The 14,964-nt window shown below is 55.9% G+C and carries 14 protein-coding genes; 5 read left to right on the forward strand and 9 right to left on the reverse strand.

Annotated features, from left to right (window positions below; genetic code table 11):
- Positions 1 to 19: 19 nt before the first annotated feature.
- The 8 genes from corA to lptM all read right to left on the reverse strand — a co-directional run bounded on the left by corA (position 20) and on the right by lptM (position 6,962).
- Positions 20 to 970 (reverse strand): magnesium/cobalt transporter CorA, encoded by a 951-nt coding sequence (corA, locus tag OGX80_RS08050; RefSeq protein WP_012131160.1) that lies wholly within the window; start codon positions 968 to 970, stop codon positions 20 to 22.
- 154 nt (positions 971 to 1,124) lie between these two features.
- Positions 1,125 to 1,181 carry a YsgD/CorL family protein gene (gene ysgD, locus OGX80_RS08055; RefSeq protein ID WP_213164972.1) on the reverse strand — a complete coding sequence of 19 codons (57 nt, stop codon included), beginning with the start codon at positions 1,179 to 1,181 and terminating at the stop codon, positions 1,125 to 1,127.
- Between the two features lie 148 nt (positions 1,182 to 1,329).
- On the reverse strand, positions 1,330 to 3,492 hold the full coding sequence (gene uvrD, locus OGX80_RS08060; protein WP_012131158.1) for a DNA helicase II: 2,163 nt from the start codon (positions 3,490 to 3,492) through the stop codon (positions 1,330 to 1,332).
- 86 nt (positions 3,493 to 3,578) lie between these two features.
- Complete coding sequence (yigB, locus tag OGX80_RS08065; protein ID WP_012131157.1) at positions 3,579 to 4,295, reverse strand: 5-amino-6-(5-phospho-D-ribitylamino)uracil phosphatase YigB; 717 nt, start codon at positions 4,293 to 4,295, stop codon at positions 3,579 to 3,581.
- The gene (xerC, locus tag OGX80_RS08070; protein ID WP_115182281.1) at positions 4,295 to 5,197 is read right to left on the reverse strand and encodes a tyrosine recombinase XerC; all 903 of its coding nucleotides are present in this window, start codon (positions 5,195 to 5,197) and stop codon (positions 4,295 to 4,297) included. Before xerC ends, yigB begins: the two co-directional genes overlap by 1 nt.
- Entirely contained in the window at positions 5,194 to 5,901 is a 708-nt protein-coding gene (locus OGX80_RS08075; RefSeq protein ID WP_115182282.1) for a DUF484 domain-containing protein, read from the reverse strand. Before OGX80_RS08075 ends, xerC begins: the two co-directional genes overlap by 4 nt.
- Positions 5,898 to 6,722: a diaminopimelate epimerase gene (gene dapF, locus OGX80_RS08080; protein WP_115182283.1), complete on the reverse strand. Its 825-nt coding sequence runs from the start codon at positions 6,720 to 6,722 to the stop codon at positions 5,898 to 5,900. The genes OGX80_RS08075 and dapF overlap by 4 nt, the downstream gene beginning before the upstream one ends.
- 36 nt (positions 6,723 to 6,758) lie before the next feature.
- On the reverse strand, positions 6,759 to 6,962 hold the full coding sequence (gene lptM / locus OGX80_RS08085; protein ID WP_012131153.1) for an LPS translocon maturation chaperone LptM: 204 nt from the start codon (positions 6,960 to 6,962) through the stop codon (positions 6,759 to 6,761).
- A gap of 138 nt (positions 6,963 to 7,100) precedes the next feature.
- Between lptM and cyaY the strand changes: the two genes are divergently transcribed.
- On the forward strand, positions 7,101 to 7,421 hold the full coding sequence (gene cyaY / locus OGX80_RS08090) for an iron donor protein CyaY (RefSeq protein ID WP_047459992.1): 321 nt from the start codon (positions 7,101 to 7,103) through the stop codon (positions 7,419 to 7,421).
- 82 nt (positions 7,422 to 7,503) lie between these two features.
- Here the strand turns inward: cyaY and cyaA are convergent, their stop codons facing one another.
- Entirely contained in the window at positions 7,504 to 10,050 is a 2,547-nt protein-coding gene (gene cyaA / locus OGX80_RS08095; RefSeq protein ID WP_012131151.1) for a class I adenylate cyclase, read from the reverse strand.
- A 387-nt stretch (positions 10,051 to 10,437) separates the two neighbouring features.
- Between cyaA and hemC the strand changes: the two genes are divergently transcribed.
- From hemC to hemY, 4 genes are read left to right on the forward strand one after another with little or no spacing between them, the layout of a single operon-like run.
- Positions 10,438 to 11,379 (forward strand): hydroxymethylbilane synthase, encoded by a 942-nt coding sequence (gene hemC / locus OGX80_RS08100; protein ID WP_115182372.1) that lies wholly within the window; start codon positions 10,438 to 10,440, stop codon positions 11,377 to 11,379.
- Positions 11,376 to 12,116 carry a uroporphyrinogen-III synthase gene (gene hemD, locus OGX80_RS08105; RefSeq protein WP_012131149.1) on the forward strand — a complete coding sequence of 247 codons (741 nt, stop codon included), beginning with the start codon at positions 11,376 to 11,378 and terminating at the stop codon, positions 12,114 to 12,116. The genes hemC and hemD overlap by 4 nt, the downstream gene beginning before the upstream one ends.
- A gap of 21 nt (positions 12,117 to 12,137) precedes the next feature.
- The gene (hemX, locus tag OGX80_RS08110; protein WP_012131148.1) at positions 12,138 to 13,319 is read left to right on the forward strand and encodes a uroporphyrinogen-III C-methyltransferase; all 1,182 of its coding nucleotides are present in this window, start codon (positions 12,138 to 12,140) and stop codon (positions 13,317 to 13,319) included.
- Between the two features lie 2 nt (positions 13,320 to 13,321).
- A complete protein-coding gene (gene hemY, locus OGX80_RS08115) occupies positions 13,322 to 14,518 on the forward strand; it encodes a protoheme IX biogenesis protein HemY (RefSeq protein ID WP_047460000.1) in 1,197 nt (398 codons plus the stop codon).
- Positions 14,519 to 14,964 lie beyond the last annotated feature (446 nt).

The following is a 14,964-nucleotide window of genomic DNA, read 5'->3' on the forward strand; positions in this document are numbered from 1 at the left end:
CGCGCCACCGGGCGCAATATTACAGCCAGTTCTTACGCTTGAAGTACAAATACGGCGCCAGACCCGCGAGGATCATAAAGATAATCGCGCCAGGGTAACCAAAGCTCCACTTCAGCTCCGGCATAAACTCAAAGTTCATCCCATAGCTGGACGCCACCAGCGTCGGCGGCAGGAACACCACAGATACCACCGAGAAGATCTTGATAATGCGGTTCTGCTCGATGTTGATGAAGCCCATCGCCGCCTGCATCAGGAAGTTCACCTTCTGGAACAGGGATTCGTTGTGCGGCAGCAGGGACTCGATATCGCGCAGGATCTCACGCGCCTGCTCCAGTTGCCCCCCCGGAAGACGCGCCTTGCGTACCAGGAAGTTAAGCGCGCGCTGGGTATCCATCAGACATAAGCGAACTTTCCAGCCGATATCTTCCAGCTCTGCCAGCGTGGAGAGCGCTTCGTCATATTCATCGCCCTGATGCCCTTCCATGATCACGCGGCTTAGTTCTTCCAGATCGCTGTAGATGTTTTCAATTTCATCCGCCAGCTGTTCGATTTTTGTTTCAAACAGGTCGAGCAGTAATTCATAGGCATTGCCGTCCACCATCGCCTGGTTACGGGCGCGCATACGGTACAAGCGGAAAGCGGGCAGTTCGCGTTCACGCAGCGTAAACAGGCGGCCATCGCGAATGGTGAATGCCACCGTGGAGTTACCGGCGTGGTCTTCCGCATCTTCGAAAAAGAAAAAGGAGTGGATGTGCAGCCCGTCTTCGTCTTCAAAGAAACGCGCGGATGCTTCGATGTCTTCCAGTTCAGGACGTGTCGCCAGGCTTTGGCCCAGCTCAGATTGTACGCGCAGTCGCTCGTCGTCGTCCGGTTCGACCAAATCGACCCATACGGCATCAATCAGGGTTTGTGACTCTTCGACTTCCAGCCGGGTCAGTCGATTATTTTCCAGTTGAAATGCGCTCAGCATGACCGGGACTCCCAATGCTTAAAAATATCGGACAGTTCGGGTGGGCACACAGAAACAAATTGGGTTTCAGACCATTAAACAGCCTGACTCAGCGCGACGGGAAAAAGAGAAGGTCGCTGACAACCGCTAAGGCTATCAGCAAAAAGGGATAGCCTTAGGAGTTGATCCTGAATGACAGGATAATGAGCCAGCATCTACTGGGTGTGTCCAAGGCGAATGTCCTCTTAGCGTAATCGTGCGCGCATGTTACGCCAGCAAAAATTTGACGTCAACACGCAACGAAACGCTGAAGAACAATTATTGCCCTTCAGCGTATAAGGCTAGCAGATTATTACAAAATAATGATATTTTTCTGAAAGTTACGCATTTTCGAATTGAACATAAGAAGCAACAAACCATTTAATGCCCTGCCCCTGAAACGCGATTTGCAACCGGGTATGTTCACCGCTGCCTTCCAGATTGACGATCGTGCCCTCACCGAATTTCGGGTGACGCACGCGCTGTCCCAGCTTGTACCCGGTGTCGTTTTCCGCCATCGGGGTTCCCATCCGCTGGTGACTCACCGGACGGCTGACCGTGGCACGCAGCCGCACTTCTTCCACACAGTCTTCCGGCAATTCGCCGATAAAGCGCGACGGGCGGTGGTAGACCTCTTTGCCATACAGACGGCGAGTTTCCGCATAGGTCAACGTCAGCTTCTGCATCGCGCGGGTTACGCCGACGTAGGCCAGGCGACGCTCTTCTTCAAGGCGCCCGCCTTCATCCAGCGACATCTGGCTGGGGAACATCCCCTCTTCCATGCCGACGATGAACACCTGCGGAAACTCCAGCCCTTTCGCCGAGTGCAAGGTCATCAGTTGAACCGCATCCTGCCACGTATCCGCCTGCCCTTCTCCCGCTTCCAGCGCGGCGTGAGAGAGAAACGCCTGCAACGGCATCAGGTCTTCATCTTCTTCGTTGTAGCTGAACTGGCGCGTCGCCGTCACCAGTTCTTCTAAGTTCTCAATACGCGTCTGGCCTTTCTCGCCTTTTTCCTGCTCGTACATCATGCGCAGACCCGAGTCTTTAATCACCCGATCGGTCTGAACATGCAGCGGCATATCTGCCGTCTCCTGCGCCAGCGCGTCAATTAGCTCGATAAAGCGTTGCAGGGCGCTTGCGGCGCGGCCAGCCAGCGCTTTCTCCTGCAACAGCTCGCGGCACGCCTGCCACAAGGTTAACTGACGGTCGCGCGAGGTCTGGCGCACAACGTCCAGCGTGCGATCGCCAATACCGCGCGTCGGGGTATTCACCACGCGCTCAAACGCCGCATCATCATTACGATTGGCGATCAGGCGCAGATAGGAGAGCGCATCTTTAATTTCCTGACGTTCGAAGAAGCGCATACCGCCATAAATACGGTACGGCATACTGGCCTGCAACAGCGCCTCTTCCAGCACGCGCGACTGGGCGTTGCTGCGATAGAGAATGGCGCACTGTTCCAGCGCCCCGCCGTTGTCCTGCCAGGTTTTGATGCGGTTAACAACAAAACGCGCCTCATCCAGCTCATTAAACGCGCAATACAGTGAAATCGGCTCGCCATCAATGCCATCGGTCCACAGCTTTTTCCCCAGACGGCCATTGTTGTTTTCAATCAGGGTGTTCGCCGCGCTGAGGATGTTGCTGGTCGAGCGGTAATTCTGCTCCAGACGAATGGTTTCCGCGCCCGGGAAATCCTTGAGGAAACGCTGGATGTTCTCTACCTGCGCTCCACGCCAGCCGTAAATAGACTGGTCATCATCGCCGACGATCATCACTTTGCCGGTATCGCCTGCCAGCAGACGGATCCACGCGTACTGGATGTTGTTGGTATCCTGGAATTCGTCCACCAGGATATTGGTAAAACGTTCGCGGTAGTGCTGAAGGATATGCGGCTTGTTGAGCCACAGTTCATGCGCGCGCAGTAGCAGTTCGGCAAAGTCCACCAGCCCTGCGCGATCGCACGCTTCCTGATAGGCCTGGTAAACCTTCTGCCAGGTCTGCTCCACCGGGTTGCCGTAGCTCTGAATATGGTGCGGACGCAGCCCTTCGTCTTTCTGGCTGTTGATGTACCACATTGCCTGACGCGGCGGCCACTGCTTCTCGTCAAGGTTCATCGCTTTAATAAGGCGCTTGAGCAGGCGCAGCTGATCTTCGCTGTCGAGGATCTGGAAATCCTGCGGCAGGTTGGCGTCCATATGGTGCGCGCGCAGCAGACGGTGCGCCAGACCGTGGAAGGTGCCGACCCACATCCCGCCCTGCGTGGTTCCCATTAACTGACCGATACGGTGGCGCATTTCCGCCGCCGCCTTATTGGTGAAGGTAACGGCCATAATGGAATAGGGTGAATTATTCTCTACGCTCAGCAGCCAGGCGATACGGTGCACCAGCACGCGGGTTTTGCCGCTCCCCGCTCCCGCCAGCACCAGCATGTTGCTACGTGGCGCAGCCACCGCTTCGCGCTGTTTATCATTAAGGCTTTCGAGCAGGTAAGAAACGTCCATTGGCACCGCCGCGTAAAAGTGTGTTGGGCGGATAAGCGCAGCGCCATCCGCCAAAAAGCTGGGTATATATACAATACTGCTGGTGATTATATCAGCGAGGTCAAAGATGCCAACCGTGAAATTTCGATATGCGGCAGTAAACGACTGTCAGTGGTCTGCATCAGGTCGGCATTTTCCGGTTTGATCCAGCAGGCCTGCATTCCACAGCGGATCGCCCCGGCGACATCGGTCGTCAGATCGTCGCCGACGTGGAGGATCTCGCCGATCGGCATGTTGAGCTTCTCCGCCGCCAGAGAGTACATGTCGCTGAACGGTTTAGAACGCCCGTCCGGGCCTGCGCGCAGCACAAATTCGAAGTAATCGCCCAGCCCAAACAGTTCCGGCTGCGCATTGCCGTTAGTAATGGCCACCAGCGGCCATTTTTTTGCAAGCCGCTTCAGCGTGTCATGCGTCACTTGCGGAACATCGATACGGCTGCGCCACTTTGCGAAATTGATCATCGCGGCGTTCGCCCCCGCCATTGCCTCTTCCGCTGACAGGCCCGCTTCCAGCATGGCGCGCTCCACGGCGCGATGACGCCATCGCGTCACATCATGATAAATTTCCGGCTCTGCTTCGCGTACCGCCTGACGCAGGCGATACAGGTCGGCATTCTGCAATGTACGCAGCGCAGGATGGTAGTTTTGCACAAAGGTGAGCGCTTCCTGCTCGGTGCGCAGGATAACCGGACGGTTATCATAAAGGGTGTCATCCAGATCGAACGTGAGTGCTGAGATGTGTCCCAAAGGCCGGTAAAAACGCATTATTTCCCCCGTTTGGCGCGTGGATGCGCCGCATCGTACACCGAGGCCAGGTGTTGAAAATCAAGATGAGTATAGATTTGCGTGGTGGACAGATTGGCATGGCCTAACAGCTCCTGCACGCCGCGCAGGTCGCCGCTCGACTCCAGCATATGGGTCGCGAACGAGTGACGCAGTTTATGCGGATGGACATGGCTATTCAGCCCTTGCTTAATGCCCCACTCCGCAAACCGTTTTTGTACATTGCGCGCGGAGATCCGTTTCCCGAGCTTTGAGAGAAACAGCGCATCGTCATCGCTGCCGAACAGGCCGCGCAGATCCAGCCAATGCTCAATCCACGCCACCGCATTGCGGCCAATGGGCAGACGCCGTTCTTTGCTGCCCTTCCCCATCACCCACACTTCGCCCGTATCGAGATCGAGGTGTTTGATGTCTAACCCCACCAGTTCAGACAAACGCAACCCCGCGCCATACATCACCTCCAGCATCGCCCGATCGCGCACGGCAAGCGGATCGTTGAGGTCGATATCCAGCAGGCGGTTGATATCATCCACGTCGATATTTTTCGGCAGGTGACGAGGCGCTTTCGGCGCGGAGACGCCTTTCGCCGAATTAGCGTTGAGTTCACCCTGGCTCACCAGCCAGTCAAAGAAACTGCGTAAAGCAGAGAGGCGCAACGCCAGGCTGGCGGGCCCTAACCCTTTACGGCGGCTGCGTACCGCGAAAGCGCGCACCATCGCAGCGTCACATTGTTGCCAGCTTTGCAGACCGGTTTCTCCGGCTAAAGCGATAATGGCATCAAGCTGACGCTGATAGTTCAGTAGCGTGATGGGGCTAAGTTGCCGTTCTACGCCCAGGTAACGCAAGAAGCGCGCAACGTCCTGAGAAAGCGATAATTCGGTCATACACGTTCAATCCAGCGCTCCAGCAGTTCCGGCAACATCAAGGCGATTTCTTGCAGTAACTGTGTCCCCTGCCCCTGCTGGTAATGATGCACATCGCGGCTACTGAAGAGTATGACCCCCAGATCGCCATCGCGCCCCAGCATCGACATCGCCACCGAGCCAATCGCTTTGGCTTCAGGCAGCACCACCAGCAGTTCCGGGCCATTCAATGGGCCAAGATAGTGTTGCGCCTGCCCCAGACGCTGGATACGCAGCGGTTCAAAGGCCTGACGGCTTAACGCCAGATAGGTATGATTCGACGGCGCGCCGAGTCGCCAGCGATCGGGAAACAGCCGGATGGTCGCGCCCGCCAGCCCCAGCTCCCGCGCCCAGCGATGAAAACGCATCAGCATTTCATCCAGGCTACTGGCGGAAACCAGCCGTCCCTGCAAATGCAGCAGACGGTAGAACAGGCTTTCGTTGGCATTCGCCTGTTCCATTAGCAGCGTCATGTTCTCTTCAAGAACATGGATATGATTCCGGGCGCGAGCCATGTGCCACTCAACAAGCGACACCGTACCCCGCACGGGATGCGGAACGCGCATCGCCTCAACGGCGCGCGCATTACGGATAAAAAACTCAGGGTTACGCAGTAGATAATCGACGACCGCCCGGTCGTCCAGTTCCATCTGTGTTTCCTGTAGTTCTTCCCCTGGTTGCTTCATAGATGAATAAATCCGTCGTAGACATGTGCCGCCGGGCCAGTCATATACAACGGATGACCCGGGCCTTTCCAGGCGATATCAAGGCGACCGCCAGGTAATTCCACGCGTACTTCTTCTGCCAGCAAACCCTGCTGAATACCCACCGCAACGGCGGCGCATGCGCCGCTGCCGCAGGCCTGAGTTTCTCCTGCCCCACGTTCATAAACGCGTAATCGGATATGCTCGCGCTTCACAACCTGCATAAACCCAATATTCGCTCGTTCTGGAAAACGTTCATGGCTTTCCAGAATCGGTCCCAGCGTTTCGACTGCCGCCGTGTCGATATTATCGACCTGAATCACGCAGTGCGGGTTCCCCATTGAAACCACGCCGCACAATATTGTCTGCTCGGCCGCTCGCATAATATAGGTCTTTTCCGCTTTGTTGGCGCGAAAAGGAACCTGCGCGGGTTCAAAGTTTGGCTCACCCATGTTCACCCGCACCAGTTCATCATCAGTGACGCTCAGCACCATCCGGCCATTGGCCGTGCTGACGCGGATATCGCGCTTATTGGTCAGCCCTTTCAGACGCACAAACCGCGCAAAGCAGCGGGCGCCGTTACCGCACTGCGACACTTCGCTGCCATCGGCGTTGAAGATGCGGTAATGAAAATCCAGTTCAGGATCGTAAGGAGGCTCGACAACCAGAAGCTGGTCGAACCCCACGCCCAGATGCCTGTCTGACAGGCGGCGGATCAACTCCGGCGAGAAAAAGACATTCTGCGTTACCGCGTCGACGACCATAAAATCGTTGCCAAGGCCATGCATTTTAGAGAATTGCATCATTCACTCCATTTACGCGGGGACAGAAACGTACCGTCAATAGTTCACCTGAGAAGGGCCGTCTCCCGTAGCGCGATCGTTTTGATCGGGCGTCGTCGATTGGATTTGCGAATCAACCTCATGCGTCGGCGGCGGCGCGTTTTTGTCAGCAGGTGGAAAATAGAGCGGGCCTTTCAGACCGCAGCCGGTCAGGCTGAACAGAGTGAGAAGTACAGCGAGTGCCTGAAACACATTTTTCATTATGGATTGCCTGTAAGTTCATGCTTTCTGTTTTCTATCATCGCAGGAGAAGACGTAAAAGCAAGAGTTGGCTGAAAACTGCATCATGAATTCTTCCAGGTTATACTGCCGCCATCACGTAAAAAACGGGAAACAACAATGAACGACAGTGAATTTCATCGCCTCGCAGACACCCTGTGGATGACCATTGAAGAACGTCTGGACGACTGGGACGGCGACAGCGATATCGACTGCGAAATCAACGGCGGCGTGCTAACCATTACCTTTGAGAACGGCAGCAAAATCATCATCAACCGTCAGGAGCCGCTGCACCAGGTATGGCTGGCGACCAAACAGGGCGGCTACCATTTTGACCTGAAAGGCGACGAATGGATTTGCGATCGCAGCGGCGAAACCTTCTGGGATCTGCTGGAGCAGGCCGCGACACAACAGGCTGGAGAAGCGGTGAGCTTCCGCTAAGTTTTATTGCCGGATGGCGCTGCGCTTATCCGGCCTACGTATCTCGCGTCATTTGTAACACCGCCATCCGGCATCATGATGTTCACGAGAAATACTGCTGTAACAGCGGCGCGTCGTTGTCCTGGTTTGCCGGTGGCACGGCGCTGATGGGCTGGGTACGGAACGGAATGACCTGCTCGCGACCGTCGGTATTCACAATCTGGTAGAACTGCGGCAGGTTGAAGTTGATGAAGCTGGAGCCGTAGGTGAAGCGATCGTGCGACGACGAATAGAAGCGGCTCACGTCGCGTACCAGCTCTTCTTTGCTGCCTTCGCAGTGGTGATACACTTCCGCCCGGTTACTCTCGTCCAGAATATAAATATTAAAGCCTTTCTCATCGCCGGTTTCTTCAAAGAAGAACTGGATGATCCCTTCGCTGGCGAACCCATCCACCACCGACGGTAATTTCACATGGTTGGTCTCAACCTGAACGGAAAGTCCGTGAAGTTTGTTGTGCGAAATCGCGCCGTAAAACTCAATGGCGTTTTCCAGTTTCTGCACCGAAACATTCAGGCGCTCGAAGAACAGCCCCCAGGTTTGGCCCGAAACGCGCAGCGCTTTAAAACGTCCGGTTTCCTGGCGGGTGCTGGAGAGACGCAGTTCAATGCACTCGGAGACCAGTTGCTGTACGCGGGTGCGGATCAAGCCGCGCAGATGCTGGCTATAGCAGAACACTTCCACGCTGTCCGGCGGCGCGGCATCCTGGTGCATTTTGCCGAGAATCGTTTTCAGCGCTTCAATCATCGCCTGTTCGCCGTTGAAGTGCAGGGTACGCACTTCGTTCCACGAGTTGCGATACAACAGGTCGACACTGCCGACCAGGCAGTTTTGCTCTTCGCCAAAGCTGAAGACATCCAGCTTACGGAAATCAAAATGCACCACCTGATTGCGGAACGCCGCCGTCGGGTCATATTCAAGGTTAACGATGATCGCCAGATGGCGAATTTCACACGGACTGTAGAGCGCTTTCGGCGTTGGCGCAGGCAAACGCAGCGGGAAATGGTGCGACACATCGGCCACCATCTCCTGCAACTTAGGCAGGTCCACAATGCCGTTGCCCTTAATAAACAGGTGGGTACGCGACGTCAGCAAACCGTTAAACCAGGCCCACGCCACCAGTTTGTTCAGATAGCGGTTATATTCCAGCGGCTGATGGCTGATGATCGAATCCATGTTCGGCGCACGGTTGTAGAGATACCAGCCAGAACGGTTGGCCCGGCCCGGCGGCACATGGATAAAGGTCAGGTTCGGTTCGGAGAGATCCGGTGAAATCTGCGGGTTCACCAGCGTCACTTTGCCCGGCAGGGCTTCAAATGCGGCATACAGTTTACGCGTCAGCACGCCAATATCCTGCGGGCTGGCGCTAACGCTGAGATTGTTACGGCGGGCAAAACGGATCAGATTACGATAGCTCTGCATCATGGCGTCGAGCAGTTCGTTATGCGCTTCGCGTACCTGATCGATCTTCCAGTTCGCCCGGTTGTCGAGCATTGTCAGACGGGCGTCGTCCCATCCCCACTCGTTCACTAACTGACTTAACACTTCACGACGCCAGCCAACGCAGGCGCGTTCGCGGCTCAGTTTCTCACACACTTTTAAGTAGAAACATCGACGGACTAAATCAAGACGCGTCGGATCTTCGATAGCCGTAAGGTATTCGGTCACGCGTTCCAGCATCATGCAATACGGGTCGAGACCAAACGAAACGATCTCGCCGTCATGCAGGCGCTGTTTAATGTCTTTCGCCAACAGGCGCGGATTGGGATATTCCCAGGAGTAGGCTTCCAGCAGCAGTGTTTTCAGCACCGCTTTGTACGGGGAATCGATACTCTTGTACAACTGCCAGAGGCTGGCGCCAAAGTACTCTTCGGCGGAAAGCGAGCTTAATCCGCCCAGGTCCAGCCATTCGTTTGGCGTGAGGACACCCTGCGCGTAGAGCGTCATGACGTAGTCGTCGTAATGCTCTTCTTCGTCGCACGGCACCATATTCCACAGAATACGCTTACCGGCCAGACGCACAGCGGTGCGATAAAATTCGTCGAGCAGCAGGATGTGCTGCGTCGAGCCGCAGTCTTCACCCCCCAGACTGCCGCTTTCATTATGGCGGAAACGGTTTTCGTCGATCAGGAAGAAGCTGACTTCCACGCCCAGCGAAGCGGCCCAGCTTTCCAGCAGGCTGCATTTACGTTGCAGCAACTGGCGCTCTTCGCTATCAAGCCAGGACTGGTGGCAGACCCAGATATCCAGGTCAGAAGAACAGCTTTGCCCTACTGAAGATGTACTGCCCATCGAGTATACGCCGGTGATCGGCAGCTCGCCTTTCGGTGGGTCCTGCGGGGACATACCCCGGTACAGTTCAAGTTCATTCAGGTAGTGGCGTTGGGTTTCATCAGGCGTGTAAAAGCATATGCCCTTGGGAACGTTACCGTCGAGGTAACCCGGCATCAGCGGATTATGGTAGTGCAATAATGTCGGCAGCAGACTGTATACCTGCTGGAAGGCAGGGCCCATGGCAGCAAGCGCGCGATCCACACGCAATTGATTGATGGCATCCAGTCTCTGTTTCAAAGTCTCAATATAGAGGTACAAGACGTATCGCCTGATGTTGCTACCCGTCATGCGTCTGATTGCCATCGCGAGTGCGGACAACCAAACCATTCGGGATAAACCGTATGTCAAAAATAACCGTTACCTTTTTCATCCTTCTCCCCATTAAGGGGTAAAGACGAAAAAATGGTCTAAAACGTGATCAATTTAACACCTTGCTCATTGACCGTAAAGAAAGATGCACTACATACAAGTGTAGCACCGTTAGCTACGTGTAAATTCCTTAATACGGTCAGGCGGTTTCTCGTCATTATTCACTGCCAGTCGCGACGCCGCGCCTGATCCTCGTACTCACCTTTGACCGTAACACTGACATCCCACTTGTAAGGATGTTAGGATGGTCCACGGACGATAATGACGGTAACAAGCATGTTAGACAATGTTTTAAGAATTGCCACACGCCAAAGCCCCCTTGCGCTCTGGCAGGCACATTATGTCAAAGACGCGTTGATAGCACAGCATCCGGGACTGGTCGTGGAACTGGTGCCAATGGTAACGCGCGGCGACGTGATTCTGGACACCCCTCTGGCAAAAGTGGGCGGTAAGGGCTTGTTTGTAAAAGAGCTGGAAGTCGCGCTGCTGGAAAAGCGCGCCGATATCGCCGTGCATTCGATGAAAGATGTGCCGGTAGAATTCCCGCAAGGGCTTGGCCTGGTCACGATTTGCGAACGCGAAGATCCACGCGATGCTTTCGTCTCGAACCAATACAACAATCTGGATGAACTGCCCGCAGGCAGCATCGTCGGCACATCAAGTTTGCGTCGCCAGTGCCAGTTGGCCGAGCGTCGCCCGGATCTCATCATCCGCTCGCTGCGCGGCAACGTCGGCACACGCCTGAGCAAGCTCGATAACGGCGATTATGACGCAATTATCCTGGCGGTTGCCGGGTTAAAACGGTTAGGTCTGACGTCGCGTATTCGCACCGCGCTGCCTCCCGAAATCTCTCTCCCTGCCGTAGGGCAAGGCGCAGTGGGCATTGAATGCCGACTGGATGACGCACGTACTCAGGCGCTGTTAGCGCCGCTGAATCATGAAGAAACCGCGCTACGTGTAAAAGCCGAACGCGCCATGAACACCCGCCTGGAAGGGGGCTGTCAGGTGCCAATTGGCAGCTATGCTGAAATCATTGATGGTGAAGTCTGGCTGCGTGCGCTGGTTGGCGCGCCTGATGGTTCGCTGATGATTCGTGGAGAACGTCGCGGATTGCCGCAGGACGCCGCGCAAATGGGTATTTCCCTGGCGGAAGAACTGTTGGAAAACGGCGCACGCGCGATTCTGACCGAGGTTTATAACGGAGAAGCGCCCGCATGAGTATTCTGGTCACCCGCCCGTCTCCCTCCGGGGAAGAGTTAGTGAGCCGTCTGCGCACACTGGGGCAGGTGGCCTGGAGTTTTCCGCTTATTGAGTTTACGCCGGGCCGGGAACTGGCAACGCTTGCCGATCGCCTGGCGGCGCTCACGGACAACGATCTGGTGTTCGCCCTCTCGCAACACGCCGTCGCCTTTGCCCACGCCCAACTGCAACAGCAGGGGCTGGACTGGCCTGTGCAGCCACGCTACTTCGCCATCGGGCGCACAACGGCGCTGGCGTTGCATACCGTTAGCGGATGCGATATTCGCTATCCTCTGGATCGGGAAATCAGCGAAGTCTTGCTACAATTACCTGAATTACAAAATATTGCGGGAAAACGAGCGCTTATTTTACGGGGCAACGGCGGGCGTGAACTGTTAGGCAAAACCCTCACAGAACGCGGCGCTGAAGTCACCTTTTGTGAATGTTATCAACGCAGTGCAAAACATTACGATGGCGCGGAAGAGGCGATGCGCTGGCACTCTCGCGGCGTGACGACGATTGTTGTCACCAGCGGCGAAATGCTGCAACAGCTCTGGTCGCTGATCCCGCAGTGGTATCGTGAGCACTGGTTACTACGCTGTCGGCTGCTGGTCGTCAGTGAGCGTCTGGCGCACCTCGCCCGGGAACTGGGCTGGCAAGATATTAAGGTCGCTGATAACGCCGACAACGATGCGCTACTGCGCGCATTACAATAACTCTCATAATGGGATGCCATAATGACGGAACAAGAAAAATCCTCCGCCGTGGTTGAAGAGACCAGGGAGGCCGTGGAAACCACGCCGCAGCCAGTCAATGCAGAAAAGAAGAGTAAGAACGGTGCCGCGCTGGTATTGAGTGCGGTGGCAATCGCCATTGCCCTGGCCGCGGGCGTTGGTCTGTATGGCTGGGGAAAGCAGCAGGCCGTTAAACAAACGGCCACCAGCGATGCGCTGGTTAACCAACTTACGGCGCTGCAAAAAGCCCAGGAAAGCCAAAAAGCGGAGCTGGAAGGCATTATCAAACAGCAGGCGACGCAACTGGATGATGCAAATCGCCAACAGGCCGCGCTGGCGAAACAGCTGGATGAAGTGCAACAGAAAGTCGCGACGATCTCCGGCAGCGACGCCAAAACCTGGCTGCTGGCGCAATCTGATTTTCTGGTCAAACTCGCCGGACGTAAATTGTGGAGCGATCAGGATGTCACCACCGCTGCGGCGCTGCTCAAAAGCGCGGATGCCAGCCTGGCGGACATGAACGACCCCAGTCTGATCGCCGCGCGCCGCGCCATTACCGATGATATTGCCAGCCTGTCGGCGGTGGCGCAGGTGGACTACGACGGCATTATCCTCAAAGTAAACCAGCTCTCTAACCAGATTGATAACCTGCGTCTGGCCGATAACGACACCGACGATTCGCCAATGGACTCCGACAGCAGCGAGCTGTCCAGCTCGATCAGCGAATGGCGCGTTAATCTGCAAAAAAGCTGGCAGAACTTTATGGACAGCTTTATTACTATTCGCCGTCGTGATGACACCGCCGTCCCGCTGCTGGCGCCAAACCAGGACGTTTACTTACGTGAAAACATCCGCTCCCGCCTGTTAGTGGCGGCGCAAGCCGTGCCGCGTCATCAGGAAGAGACTTACCGTCAGGCGCTGGATAATGTCTCCACCTGGGTACGCGCGTACTACGACACCGACGACGCAACGACCAAAGCGTTCCTTGATGACGTGGATAAACTGAGTCAACAGAGCATCACGATGGACGTGCCGGAGACGTTACAGAGCCAGCCGATTCTTGAGAAACTGATGCAGACTCGCGTGCGTAACCTGCTGGCGCAGCCGGCGGCGGCCACGACCGAAGCGGCTCAAGCCCCTGCTCCGCAGGCAGAAGCACCGGCAGCCGCGCCGCAAGGAGAATAATGATGCTGAAAGTATTATTGCTCTTTGTGTTGTTGATCGCCGGTATCGTCATAGGCCCAATGATCGCCGGTCATCAGGGCTATGTTCTGATCCAGACCGATAATTACAACATTGAGACCAGCGTAACGGGGCTGGTGATCATCCTGATCGTTATGATGGTCATTCTGTTCGCCATTGAGTGGCTGCTGCGACGCGTTTTCCGCACCGGCGCGCACACTCGCGGCTGGTTTGTCGGGCGTAAACGCCGCCGCGCACGTAAGCAGACTGAACAGGCGCTGCTTAAGCTGGCGGAAGGCGATTACCAGCAGGTTGAGAAGCTGATGGCGAAGAATGCCGATCACGCTGAACAGCCGGTGGTGAACTATCTGCTGGCCGCCGAAGCCGCGCAGCAGCGTGGTGACGAAGCGCGCGCTAATCAGCATCTGGAACGTGCCGCTGAACTGGCGGGCAATGACACGATTCCGGTGGAGATCGCCCGCGTACGTCTGCAACTGGCGCGCAACGAGAATCATGCGGCGCGTCACGGCGTGGATAAACTGCTGGAAGTTACCCCGCGTCATCCAGAAGTGCTGCGCCTGGCGGAACAGGCTTACATCCGCACCGGAGCATGGAGTTCGCTGCTGGACATCATCCCGTCAATGGCGAAGGCCAACGTCGGTGATGAAGAACATCGCGCCATGCTGGAACAGCAGGCCTGGATTGGGCTGATGGATCAGGCGCGAGCCGATCAGGGCAGCGAAGGATTACGCGAATGGTGGAAGAACCAGAGCCGTAAAACTCGCCACCAGGTTCCACTGCAAGTGGCAATGGCAGAGCATCTGATTGAATGCGACGATCACGATATGGCGCAGCAGATCATCATCGACGGCCTGAAGCGCCAGTATGACGACCGCCTGGTTCTGCCGATCCCGCGCCTGAAAACCAACAACCCGGAGCAGCTGGAAAAAGTGCTGCGCCAGCAGATTAAAACCGTTGGCGATCGCCCGCTACTGTGGAGCACGCTGGGTCAGTCATTGATGAAGCATGGCGAATGGCAGGAGGCTACGTTCGCTTTCCGCGCCGCGCTCAAGCAACGCCCTGACGCCTACGACTACGCCTGGCTCGCCGATGCGCTGGACCGGTTGCATCAGCCGGAAGAAGCGGCCACCATGCGCCGCGACGGTCTTATGCTGACCTTGCAGAACAATCCTCCGCAGTAATTCCCATTGCCCGGTGACGCTACGCTTACCGGGCCTGCCAGGTCACCGTAGGCCGGATAAAGCGAAGCCGCCATCCGGCAGTTCTCTTCCGCTTCCCCATAAAAAAACGCCTGCTCAAATGAGCAGGCGTCAAAACAGGTCTGTATGACAACATAAATGGGTGCTTCACTCAACGTTATGTCCATGGTGTTTGATGAGGCGTAAGCGACATCTGTCTGTGGACGATAAGCACCGTAAACGGCTCTGCATCATTCCTGAGTTTATGAGGCACTAAGGCGAACATAAGAGATGGAATGAGCATCTACAGGGATATTATTGCACATTGCATGCCAGGATTGCACCGCCAAAAATAAGGATTCAGACTTTTTAACGTATCAGGCCATTCGCGGCTCTGCGGCGGTTTCTGCCAGCCTTCTTCGCCATAAAAATCCCCTCTTTGTCTCTGA

The sequence above is a fragment of the Citrobacter sp. CK194 genome, from assembly GCF_030333395.1.
In the GTDB taxonomy this organism is placed as follows: domain Bacteria; phylum Pseudomonadota; class Gammaproteobacteria; order Enterobacterales; family Enterobacteriaceae; genus Citrobacter_B; species Citrobacter_B koseri.

Coding starts and splice junctions, on each gene's coding strand:
- corA (WP_012131160.1), bottom strand. CDS start 970: ATGCTGAGCGCATTTCAACTGGAAAATAATCGACTGACCCGGCTGGAA.
- uvrD (WP_012131158.1), bottom strand. CDS start 3,492: ATGGACGTTTCTTACCTGCTCGAAAGCCTTAATGATAAACAGCGCGAA.
- yigB (WP_012131157.1), bottom strand. CDS start 4,295: ATGCGTTTTTACCGGCCTTTGGGACACATCTCAGCACTCACGTTCGAT.
- xerC (WP_115182281.1), bottom strand. CDS start 5,197: ATGACCGAATTATCGCTTTCTCAGGACGTTGCGCGCTTCTTGCGTTAC.
- OGX80_RS08075 (WP_115182282.1), bottom strand. CDS start 5,901: ATGAAGCAACCAGGGGAAGAACTACAGGAAACACAGATGGAACTGGAC.
- dapF (WP_115182283.1), bottom strand. CDS start 6,722: ATGCAATTCTCTAAAATGCATGGCCTTGGCAACGATTTTATGGTCGTC.
- lptM (WP_012131153.1), bottom strand. CDS start 6,962: ATGAAAAATGTGTTTCAGGCACTCGCTGTACTTCTCACTCTGTTCAGC.
- cyaY (WP_047459992.1), top strand. CDS start 7,101: ATGAACGACAGTGAATTTCATCGCCTCGCAGACACCCTGTGGATGACC.
- hemC (WP_115182372.1), top strand. CDS start 10,438: ATGTTAGACAATGTTTTAAGAATTGCCACACGCCAAAGCCCCCTTGCG.
- hemD (WP_012131149.1), top strand. CDS start 11,376: ATGAGTATTCTGGTCACCCGCCCGTCTCCCTCCGGGGAAGAGTTAGTG.
- hemX (WP_012131148.1), top strand. CDS start 12,138: ATGACGGAACAAGAAAAATCCTCCGCCGTGGTTGAAGAGACCAGGGAG.
- hemY (WP_047460000.1), top strand. CDS start 13,322: ATGCTGAAAGTATTATTGCTCTTTGTGTTGTTGATCGCCGGTATCGTC.